The 10,310-nt window shown below is 54.7% G+C and carries 14 protein-coding genes; 5 read left to right on the top strand and 9 right to left on the bottom strand.

Annotation, left to right across the window (positions count from 1 at the left end):
• The first annotated feature begins 118 nt into the window (after window positions 1-118).
• Window positions 119-265: a hypothetical protein gene (locus MV985_RS08820; RefSeq protein ID WP_297465428.1), complete on the top strand. Its 147-nt coding sequence runs from the start codon at window positions 119-121 to the stop codon at window positions 263-265.
• 5 nt (window positions 266-270) lie between these two features.
• Window positions 271-450, top strand: coding sequence for a PIN domain-containing protein (locus MV985_RS08825; RefSeq protein ID WP_297465431.1), 180 nt, complete (start codon window positions 271-273; stop codon window positions 448-450).
• Between the two features lie 15 nt (window positions 451-465).
• On the opposite strand, the gene MV985_RS08830 is transcribed toward MV985_RS08825, so the two are convergent.
• Window positions 466-1,617, bottom strand: a complete 1,152-nt coding sequence (locus MV985_RS08830) for a methyltransferase domain-containing protein (protein ID WP_297465433.1) — start codon at window positions 1,615-1,617, stop codon at window positions 466-468.
• Between the two features lie 59 nt (window positions 1,618-1,676).
• Between MV985_RS08830 and MV985_RS08835 the strand changes: the two genes are divergently transcribed.
• Entirely contained in the window at window positions 1,677-3,062 is a 1,386-nt protein-coding gene (locus MV985_RS08835) for a dolichyl-phosphate-mannose--protein mannosyltransferase (protein WP_297465435.1), read from the top strand.
• 32 nt (window positions 3,063-3,094) lie between these two features.
• On the opposite strand, the gene infB is transcribed toward MV985_RS08835, so the two are convergent.
• Entirely contained in the window at window positions 3,095-4,900 is a 1,806-nt protein-coding gene (gene infB / locus MV985_RS08840; RefSeq protein WP_297465437.1) for a translation initiation factor IF-2, read from the bottom strand.
• A gap of 84 nt (window positions 4,901-4,984) precedes the next feature.
• Here infB and MV985_RS08845 point away from each other — a divergent pair, with 84 nt between their 5' ends.
• Window positions 4,985-5,338: a hypothetical protein gene (locus MV985_RS08845; protein WP_297465440.1), complete on the top strand. Its 354-nt coding sequence runs from the start codon at window positions 4,985-4,987 to the stop codon at window positions 5,336-5,338.
• A 110-nt stretch (window positions 5,339-5,448) separates the two neighbouring features.
• Window positions 5,449-5,862, top strand: coding sequence for a hypothetical protein (locus MV985_RS08850; RefSeq protein WP_297465442.1), 414 nt, complete (start codon window positions 5,449-5,451; stop codon window positions 5,860-5,862).
• Here the strand turns inward: MV985_RS08850 and ndk are convergent.
• From ndk to MV985_RS08885, 7 genes are all read right to left on the bottom strand, one after another.
• Window positions 5,859-6,383 carry a nucleoside-diphosphate kinase gene (gene ndk, locus MV985_RS08855; protein ID WP_297465444.1) on the bottom strand — a complete coding sequence of 175 codons (525 nt, stop codon included), beginning with the start codon at window positions 6,381-6,383 and terminating at the stop codon, window positions 5,859-5,861. The genes MV985_RS08850 and ndk overlap by 4 nt on opposite strands.
• Window positions 6,384-6,493: 110 nt before the next feature.
• Window positions 6,494-7,624, bottom strand: coding sequence for a hypothetical protein (locus MV985_RS08860; RefSeq protein WP_297465447.1), 1,131 nt, complete (start codon window positions 7,622-7,624; stop codon window positions 6,494-6,496).
• A 124-nt stretch (window positions 7,625-7,748) separates the two neighbouring features.
• Window positions 7,749-7,955 carry a 50S ribosomal protein L24e gene (locus MV985_RS08865; RefSeq protein WP_297465450.1) on the bottom strand — a complete coding sequence of 69 codons (207 nt, stop codon included), beginning with the start codon at window positions 7,953-7,955 and terminating at the stop codon, window positions 7,749-7,751.
• Window positions 7,956-7,957: 2 nt separating this feature from the next.
• On the bottom strand, window positions 7,958-8,170 hold the full coding sequence (locus MV985_RS08870) for a 30S ribosomal protein S28e (protein WP_297465452.1): 213 nt from the start codon (window positions 8,168-8,170) through the stop codon (window positions 7,958-7,960).
• A 65-nt stretch (window positions 8,171-8,235) separates the two neighbouring features.
• A complete protein-coding gene (gene rpl7ae, locus MV985_RS08875; protein WP_297465455.1) occupies window positions 8,236-8,607 on the bottom strand; it encodes a 50S ribosomal protein L7Ae in 372 nt (123 codons plus the stop codon).
• Between the two features lie 158 nt (window positions 8,608-8,765).
• Complete coding sequence (locus MV985_RS08880) at window positions 8,766-9,392, bottom strand: HVO_0476 family zinc finger protein (protein WP_297465458.1); 627 nt, start codon at window positions 9,390-9,392, stop codon at window positions 8,766-8,768.
• Window positions 9,393-9,437: 45 nt separating this feature from the next.
• Window positions 9,438-10,307, bottom strand: coding sequence for a MarR family transcriptional regulator (locus MV985_RS08885; protein ID WP_297465461.1), 870 nt, complete (start codon window positions 10,305-10,307; stop codon window positions 9,438-9,440).
• Between the last annotated feature and the right edge of the window lie 3 nt (window positions 10,308-10,310).

Genomic DNA, 10,310 nt, shown 5'->3' on the forward strand with positions numbered 1-10,310 from the left:
ACGACCTGTGATTTTCGTTGATTCAAGCGTTATTCTCAATCTCCTCTTTTAGACCCAGCTGACTGGACTCGCCAAGAAAATTCTTGAGTTTGATGAACCGAAGATTACCAGCGATACCGTGGTGGATGAGACGTATCTCGTCGTTCTTAAGAAGGTCCTCGTCCCCGAGAACCGCTCAATGAGGAGTCTTAGGAGACTATTAAAGAAAGATCCCGCCGCCAGAGAGAAGGCTGGAGAGCTTTTGGCCCTTGTTCTTATTAGATAAGTGCAATGGGCATCGTTATTGTCACTGATGCCCGATGGGATGCCGTGGGTGAGCTGGTGAGTGGTTATGGGCTCCTCCCCCATGACGCCAGGATACTCGCCACCGCCCTCAAGTACAACTGCGACAAGCTGGCGACCCTCGATGAGGACTTCAAGAACGTTGATCTCATTGAGATAATGCCATAAAAATGAACTAAAGGGTTACAGCCCCTCCGCTATCACCGCTCTGTTCCCCAACTGGAAGATGAAGGCCCTTCTCTCGCCGTTCAAGTTCGCCTCCACGCGCTTCCTGAACCTCCAGTATTCGCTGTCGGGCACGCTTATCCTCAGCGTGGCCCTTCCAAACCCCTCCTTCCTCAGGAAGTCGTTTATCCTGACGGGATGGAACGGGACGATTCCAGCGACGCGGTAGGTCCTCTTGAGGTACGGACTCTTTATCTCCCCGTCTCCGGTCGCCAAAACGCGCCTCTTCTCGCGAAGGAGCATCTTAGCCTCTACCGGAAGGAGGTGGAACAGCTCGTTTATCAAATCCGCGTAGTCAACCGCCTGCGGAACCTCATAGAGGTATTCACCAGGCTCGTCCGTCCACTCGACGATGTTCTCAAGGTCCGGATCGCTCTCGATCCTCGCTTCAGCTGGTAGGATGACCGCGCTCCTCTCGGCCCTCGCGAGAGGTTCCGTGTAGAAGGTCAGCCTGTTCAATGCTCCAAAGAGGTCTATGTACTCGAACTCGCCCTTCCAGGGAATCCTCTCGCGCCTTATCTGGGGCGGGAGGTCGAAGATGAAGGCGTCGGTTTTTTTGGAATAGGCCTCGTAAACCTTCAGCGGACTTGGAAGGAGGTCTTCCAGCCTTCTCTCCGGCATCTCCGGGGGCCTGGCCGGATCCGAGAAAATAACTTCCGCATCTACTCTCTCAACGGTATCCCTGCTGAGTGAGTCCGCGTTTATGAACTCGATGTTCGAGACGCCGTACTTCCCCGCGTTCCTTCGGGCGAACTCGATCTTGAGTGGGTCAATGTCTATTCCGTAAGCTTTCTCAACCTTCATTGCGTAGAAGATAAGCTGGATTCCAATTCCGCAGGAAACGTCCGCTATGCTCTTCGCCCCGAACTCATTAAGGCGCTTGGCGCGGTATTTGGCAACTTCTTCGTGGGTTGAGTATCGAAGCCCCTGGAGATCCATCCACAGATCCCTGCGCGAGAACTTGTTCCTGGCCTTTATCCTCGCCCTCGCTATCTCTGCTATGAGCTCCCAGTTCTCGCCAAGACGCGCGCGGAGCTTCCTCTCATCGAAGCCTCTCTTTATGAGTTCGACCGCTTCTCTCACCTTCTCCTCGGTGATCCCTTCGAGCATGTTCCCGCCTTGGGGGAGAGTCTTAAAAACGTTGCCCGCAATCCGGGCAGGGGGATAGAATGGAGTGGAGGAAGTTGATCTTCACCCTTATACTCATCGTCTCGATAGTAGGCTCCTTCTGGTACCTCTACGACTTCGCCTCAAAGCCGGTTTTCCACGACTACGTGAGCGACGAGGTCTGGTACGTTCCCGCGAGCAGAAACATCCTTCACAGGCTCGGCGTCGACCTCACCTACATCAACGAGACGACAGGCTCGCGGGGCGTTAACGTTATCTTCTCCAACAAAAGCGTCCGGATAAAGTACCAGTACGAGGTTGAGAAAATCGCAATCAGGTACAACGCGACCCGGGAGAAGGAGTACTTTAAGTTTCCGGGTGTTTACTTCGAACTTCCCACCGAAGGATTTGAGGCCTTTCTAAGGGAGCTTTCCATGGCCCTTCCCGAGGGAACCTACCGGATTGTCCCCGGTTTCTGGTATCCAGACAAAGAGAACATTCAGAACTACCTCAACACCGAACATCCGTTCCTCGGGAAGGATCTCATAATGATTGGCATGCTGCTCGAGGACAGGCCGGTAAACTGGCGCCTTCCGGGTATAATCGCCTTCCTTCTGACGGCCCTCCTCGTGACCGCCGCGACGTACAGGATAGGGGGAAGCTACCTGGCGGCGCTGATAGCCCTGGTATTCACCCTCACCGATCCAACCCTGGAGGCCATGTCCGTCGTGGCGATGCTCGACATCTACGTCGCGCTGGGGGTTTCCCTTTTCGTTTTCCTTCTCGTCCTCGAAAGGAACCGTCTGGCGGCCTTTGCCCTCGGACTCGCCGGCGCGTCAAAGCTGAGCGGCGGCTTCGGCTGGCCGGTTCTGTTTGTCAGAGCGTTGAAAAGAAGCGAGAACCTGGTGGACTTTTTGATGACGGCGTTCCTCCTTCCGGCCCTCGGTTTTCTGCTCCCAAACGTTCCGGCGATGATCGTCGTGGGACCGGTGGACTGGTTCAGGGCAATACTGGGAAGCTTCCGGTGGCACCTCTCTGATAAGGGAGGACATCCCGCGGCCTCCCCGGTGTGGGAATGGTTCATCAACGGAAAGGCCTTCGCCCTACACTATGATCCAAACGTCTTCGCCGGGACGGACCCGTATCTGCTGATGGCAATGGTCATCCTTGTCTTCGCTATGCCCTGGCTCCACAGGAGGAGGGAGAAAATCCTTGAGCCTTTTGGGGTTTTCTGGTTCACTGTGCTGTTCTTCATTCTCCAGTACGCCCTCGGAGGAACGACACAGTTCAGCTTCTACGCGACGGCCCTGGTTCCACCGGCGGCAGTGGTCATGGGCGTTTCGCTCAACGAACTCCTCCGCTGGGAGGCCTTCAGGGATTCGTTGAGGGTCTACCGGGAGTGGATTGCTGGGATCCTGAGCAGAATAAAGACGGGGCCGGGCCGTTAGCCCGCCCTTCACGGGTACGGAAAGGAGAGAAATCAGACCGCCCTCCAGAAGGGATCCGTCTTCGCCTTGATCCTCGCGGTCATCTTCAACGCCTTCAGGTCGCTCTCGTCCAGCCGATCCCTCAGCTGTTTGAGGAGAACTATAACGTCGTTCTTGCTCAGGTCAACGTAGAGCGTCTCTCCAGGGTGGACGTGCCGACCGACCGTTGCCCCCTCTATGGCTATCGCAACAGCATCTCCTTTCTTGGCCTCCTGGACGAAGTCGTTTTTGTTCTTGATGGACTTTATCGTCCCAACCTTCTCGCCCCGCTCGTTGATGAGGGTAACTCCCGGCTTTATCCTGCCCTCAAGGACTTCAACGCCGACTATTGCCGGTTTGCTCCTCCTGAAGACGTAGCGCTCGTCGGGGTAGAGGCGAATAACTCCGGGGAAGGTAACGTTCTTCAAAAGCTCACGCTTCCTTTTCTCCTCTTCGGCCCTAACCCACGCCTCGTAGTCCTCAATGAGTTTGTAAATGACGTTGCCGACGAATATCGGAACGCCCTTTGCCTTCGCGATCTCCCTGGCGTCTTCGTTCACCTTCACGTTGAAGCCGAGGACGACACCGTACTTCTCTTCCTCCTCCTTAACGCTCAGTGCCTCCATGACGTCGGTCTTGCTGATGTTCCCGACGTCGGCCTTCCTTATGGGGATGTTCTTCTCGCTCAGCTCTTTGCTTAGAGCCTCGAGCGAGCCGAGGGTGTCCGCTTTCACAATGACGCCGAGCTTTCCGGTGCTTATGACGACGCTCTGTATCTGGTTGAGGATCTCCTCCTTGGCCCTCTCGATCTCCTCCTCCGAGCGGGCGGCTATAACAGGAGAACCTGCCAGGGCTTCCTCAAGACCGGGGGCGGCGATCTTCACACCTGCCGCGGCCGTAACCTCGTCCACCTGGTCGAAGCGGAACCTCGGGTCACGTATCTCGTCGAGGGGCTTGGGTTTGAGCAGGGCGCGGATTTTCGTTACGATCGCCCTGTCCTTTCCGCCAACCACTATCGTGTCGTCTTTCCTCAGGGTTCCGTCGTAGATAATAACATCTATCGTAGTTCCAAGGCCGAGCTCCTCCCTGACTTCAAGGATCGTGCCCCTCGCCGGGCCTTCAACCTCGATCTTGAGCTTTTCCTCAAGGTACTTCTGGGAGAGGCCCGCTATGAGCACGAGAAGCTCTGGGACGCCGATACCGTATTTGGCCGAAATCGGGACTATCGCCAGCTCGCGCGTGAAGTCCTGGACGCGGTCGAATCGGTTCGCCTGGAAGCCAAGCTCGTAGAACTTACCAATCAGCTCCCAGAGCTTGGTTTCAAGCTCCTGAACCGCCCTCTGGTCCTGTTTCTTGATGTTAACCAGGAAGGGCTCGTCTTCCCCGATCTTCCAGCCCTTTATCCTGTCTATTTTGTTCGCTGCAACTATGAAGGGCGTCCTGTTCTTCCTGAGGATCTCGATGCTCTCTATCGTCTGCGGCTGGAAACCCTCGTTAATGTCTACCACAAGGACCGCAAGGTCCGCCAAACTTCCGCCACGGGCACGCAGGCTCGTGAAGGCCTCGTGGCCAGGGGTGTCGATGAAGAGCAGTCCGGGGAGCTTTATCTCTCCCTTCCAGAGCTTGATGAGCGGGCCGGCAAGCTGCTTGACGACGTCAATCGGAACCTCCGTTGCGCCGATGTGCTGGGTTATTCCGCCCGCTTCCTTACGTGCCACATTAGTATTTCTAATACGATCAAGCAAAGTGGTTTTTCCGTGGTCAACGTGACCGAGAACCGCGATGATGGGCTGCCTAATCTTCTTCGTCATTTTCCTCACCTCTGACCCTAACTCCGGCGGGGGCTTTTAAAGGGTTCGGCGCAAAAATTAAAAGCCACGATAGTAATCTTGCTCGGTGGTCTGATGATAGGATTGGCCATTGGGACTGCACTCGGAATCATATCGGCTTTAATCTACGGCAGGTTCAAAGGGAAAGCCGGAGAGCTGACGATGGCCGCGACGGGAATTCCTGTGTTTACTTACCTGGCCTCTATGGGTGCTTACGGTGGGTGGAACTCCATTGGTGAGGTCTTCTTCAGCACTCCGCTCGGGGATCTCACGCCGAACGAGCTTACTGGCCTTGAAACGTTTCTTGCCACGTTAGTTGCATTCCTGTACGTCTGGATTCGCTCCAGGGGGTCTTTAACGATAGACGAACTGGCTGGAACTTCGCTTTCGGTGGGTTATACCCTGGTGGCAGGGGCGGGCTTGCTGTGAGTGGAGGTTTACTCCCCTTTCTTCTCGGCCTCGCCCTCGTTTCGGGCTTTGGCTTTCTCTCCTTCAGGAATCCCCCGAGGTCACTCAAAGCCGCCCCCTGCGGTGAATCCGTGAGGGATGTGCTCAAGAACAGGGAACTTGACTGCCTGACGGATAACGTGAGTTATGGGGTTTACAGGAACACGCTGGTTGTCGGTGGGAAATTCGTTAAAGAGTTCCCGCGCTGGAAGGAAGTAGTGGAGTGCCTCCTAAAGGTTCCGTACAACGAGACACGGCAGAAGACCCTTGTTTATGGGCTATCCCTTCTCATGGTTACCGTGGGATTTGTCCTTTCCCCGGGCCTCCTAGCCGTTGCGATGCTTTATGCCCTTGCATTTGTCCTGACTATGGGAACGGCGGTTTACATTGTTGGCATAACGAAGAAGAGTATAGGCGAAGAGTGTGTAAAGGTAATGAAAGAGTACACGGAGTTCTACAGGAGGAAGGCAAAAGAGCGAAAGGACAGAACGATGGTGGTGAATTAGCGCTCCAGGCAATCCATACTATCCAGATATTCCCTTTTCGCCCTCGCGTGGGTGTGGTAGAACCAGTCCGCTGCCTTGCAGTACTCGAAAAGCTCCTCAGGCTTGAAGTAGAGGTTTATCTCCCTCTCAGCGCTTTCCGGACTGTCGGAGGCGTGGATGACGTTGTATATTGCGTCGCCTATGTCGAGGCCGTAGTCACCACGTATACTTCCGGGTTCAGCATCCTTCGGGTCTGTCGCTCCCGCCATCTTCCTGACGACGCTTACGGCGTAGCGACCCTCAATCACCATTACGACGCTGGGGGCCTTGGTGATGTAGTCTATGAGCGCCTCGAAGAAGGGTTTGCCTTTGTGCTCCTCGTAGTGCTTCTCCGCTAACTCGCGGGTGATCCATATCATCTTCATCCCGACGATTTTGAGACCCTTCCGTTCAAAACGGGTTATCACCTCCCCAATCAGGCCCCTTACAACGGCGTCCGGCTTCAAAATAACGAGGGTTCTTTCAATCTGCTTCTCGGCCATCGGCAACACCGCAAGTAGTTGGCGGGAGGGTTAATAGGTTTTTGGGATTTCTAGCCAGAATAAACTGGAGTGAACCGGGAAGAAAGGCGGGAAGGGAACAGAATAAAAGCTCAGCCAACCCTCAAGTACCAGTCCAAAGCCGTCCAGGATTCGTGCTTGAATATTGTATACCAATGCACACTCCTGAATTTTGCCCATAGTTTGATCCGGGTAACATCATGCCACGAGCCATCATGGAGAACGGACTCCTTCACTATGCCCTCGGAAGAAGGCATAAATTCAATCGTATGGTGGGAGGCATCCTCGTTATAGGGAATGTCGAAGTCCCACACCGCTTGGGGGTCAATGGCATCTCCATAGACTTTGTACCCACCAATTGCAAGGGGGTATGAGACCGGCCCGATGCTAATTGTGAGGGTTTCGTACCTGTTTATTGTCCCGGCAGGTTTCATAATGCCCAACCGTCCATGAAGGGCAGGGTCAATGCCCCAGTCATGGGTTATCTTGATATCGTTTGTGAAGTACTTCCCGTAGTTACCACCTATAGCTATACCCGGAGTGACACGGTAAGTCCCGCGACCGTTTTCATCCGTGGTGCACAGAAACCTTTCTTCCGTTGGATTCCCATCGTTCCAGAGGCCCCATATATAGAACCGAGCGTATAACTTTCCATAAGGGGGGTCATCGTATCTGAGTTCCAGTCTCCCAAAGTTGTGCCAGTAGGGTGAACTTTCACCGGTATAAATCTTCACGTTTCCGTTGTTGACGGTCTTCACACTCCACTCCTCTGGAACTCCGATTTTTTCACCGAGAGGTATGTCCTCCTGAAACTCAGGCCTCTTTTTGCCCCACTCTTCCATCTCATTCTTGATCTTTGTGCCCTGAACGGGGGTACCCTTTCCGGCTGCCAGAATGAGAACGTCAACCCTGCCGTCCCCCGTCACTTTTATCCCGTAGCCCGTCAGAACCGCGTCCTTTGGGAGTTCTGGTAGTGCATAGGCGTGCCACTTGGCGTTTGGAGCGCTCTTCAGAACGAACTCCTGAGCAGCTTTCTGAACATTCTCAACGTTCAGTGGAAGGCCGTTCGGGGTGTAGATGAGAAGGGTTGTGTAGTCCTCGCCTGGAATCTTCTGAACCGCTGGAGCGGCATACTGAACATCGTTCCCTGCCGGATACGCTGAAACAACAAACAGGCTTCCAACCAAAACACCGAGTACGAACCATACCACTTTCTGTCGCATTTGACCCCCCCAACCGGGTTGTCAATCAAAGGAACGCAGTTATCGTATTTAACCCTTTCGCTCTTCCAAAATTAAGGAGTGGCAGAAATGTCCATTGGATTAAAATTACTAAGAAAAGAAGAAATTACTTCCTCCTCTTGGCCCTCTGGAGCCTCGCTTCCTCAAAGGCCTTGGTCCACTTGAGCTTTCTCGGATTGCGCCCCATGAAGTAGTACTTCTCGCACTTGCTGGAGCAGAAGAACAGGACTCTGCCGTCGTTCCTGACGTACATCTTGCCAGTTCCCGGCTCGAATTCTCTTCCGCAGTAGGAGCAGACGTTCCAGCGGGCCATCTTTACCTCCTCCTCTTGATCTCCCTGGCCTCACGCTCGGTCTCTCTGAGAATGACTATGTCTCCAACGCGGACCGGTCCCTTGACGTTCCTCCTTATGACGCGCCCCTTGTCGCGACCTTCAAGAACGCGGACCTTGACCTGGGTAACGCCACCGGTGACGCCGGCCCTTGCAACGATCTCAATAACCTCGGCGGGATAACCTTCGTCGCTCATACCTCACACCCCATAAAGACTCGCGAATGAGTTTGAATCGTTCGTGAACGGGAAGGAAAAGGAGCTCACTTCATGAGCTCCCTGACCTTCATGGCGATGTCCTCAACGAGCTCGCGGGCCTTGCCGGGTTCAACTATGGCAACGCTGGCCGCGGGAACCTCAAGCCCGGCGGCGGCACCGAGCTCCTTCTTGCTCGGGACGTATATGTACGGTATCTCCTTCTCCTCGCACAGCGGCGGGAGGTGGGCAACTATCTCCTCGGGATCAACGTCCTCGGCTATGACAACGAGCTTAGCCTGGCCCCTCTCAACGGCCTTGGTCGTCTCGTTGGTACCCTTCCTTATCTTTCCGGTGTCGCGGGCAAGCTCGACTGCCTCAAGGGCCTTCTCGGCAAGCTCCTGCGGAACCTCAAACTTGACGTAGCTTGGCTTAGCCATCCTTCATCCCTCCGAATCCTTCATCGTTCATCCGGTTTTGCGTGCTGAGTTGTGAGGGGGACTTTAAAAGGATTTCGATACCAGTGGCGGCCAAGCACCCATCCCCCCGCGTCAGCGGGATAAAAAGGAAAGACCTCTTTATTTTTGCCGGTTTAGCTTTAGCCTCTGGTGCTACTTGACTCCTTCGCGTAGCCGCGGTAGATTTCGAGGTTTCTCCTGGCCCGGGCCTTGGGGATGTGGTGGCCCATTATTGCGACTATTTCGCCGGCCTTTGCCTTACCATGGCGGAGCATCTTTCTCTCGGTCTTTATCTTTTCAACCTTGAAGGTGTAGCCGCCAACCTCGAGGACCTCTCCAACCGCGAACTCCTCATCCCTGGGTACTTTGACGCGGAATGCCTGTGTGAGGCCCTTCGGGAGGTAGATAGATACTTTGATGATCTTCGGATAGTTAAGGCTCTCTCCCCAGAGGGTCTTTATCTCCCCTATCCTGGCCTTCTCGACGCGCTTGTCCCCATCGAGCTCTATTCCAGTGATCCTTACCTCGTCATCCTCGGTCTCGACTATGTCACCGACTTTGATTTCCTCGCCCTCGGGGAGTTCTGCTTCAGTTTTAAAGCTCCTCTCGTGCTTGCTGACTATGAGCGGGACCTTTACGGGCTTTGGCAGAGTAACGTGCCAGACGTTGCCGCACTCGTTGCACTTGAGGGTAAGCTCCCTTCCCCTCTCCTTGATGACCTCAACGTCACCGCTACCGCATTCCGGACAGACAAACAACTCTTCCATTTCTCTCACCAGAGGGAAGAAGAGAGGAGGCGTTTATAAAGCTACTCACTCCCTCAGGAAAACCCTGTAGGTTCTCCCTTCCCTGACACGAGTGATGAGACCCTTCTCCTCCATCTCGCGGAGGATTATGCTCACCTTGGCCTTCGAAACGCCCAGCTTCCCCGTTAGCTCGCTCTGGAGAACCGGCCCCTCCTTTAGAATCGCTAATATCTTCTCCTCGTCGGTTCTGAGATGGTTGCGCTCTTCACTTTTCTTCCTCTCGCGATAGAGGATGTATCCGTAAACAACGCCCCCTCCCGTCACGAGACCCGCAGTAAAAAGACTGAGGTACAGGAGGAGCGATGGCTGTTTTGGTGGTGTTATCTCCCCGGAAAAACCCACTATAAAGTAGAACTCCTCACCGGCGCGGACGTTCTGTCTGCTCCACTCGAGGAGAAGTCTCGTCGTTGAGCTTTCCACCCTATCGGGAGAGGGGATTATGGGTGAGAGAACGGCGTAGCCCCTTGGAACGAGCAGCCTGACGTGGAAAAGGCCCACCGGCTGGCTGAACTTGACGTAATAGGTGAACTGCTGCTTTCCCCCGGTCTCGGTTATCATACCCCGGGTGGTGAAGGTAAGCCGTATCTTCGCGCTCTCACCGGGACCTATGGCCGGAAAGTCCAGGTAGATCGCGTTCGTCCCACCTAGAACCTCCCTGACGGTAACGTTCACCGGAACCGTCGTGTTGCCGCGCTCCATAACTGCCCGGGGATTCTCAACGGGATAATCGGTGTAGAGGACGTACTGGCTCAGGTTGGTGTGGGATGTTAGATCGATCTCCACCGTCTCCAGGACGCTGTCGGGACTCATGACATCGAAGTACAGGGCGTAGGCGTTTATCTCGTAGTCGTAGGCCTGGGCGTGGGCTGGAGGCAGGAA

The organism is Thermococcus sp. (assembly GCF_027012695.1).
Lineage (GTDB): Archaea > Methanobacteriota_B > Thermococci > Thermococcales > Thermococcaceae > Thermococcus.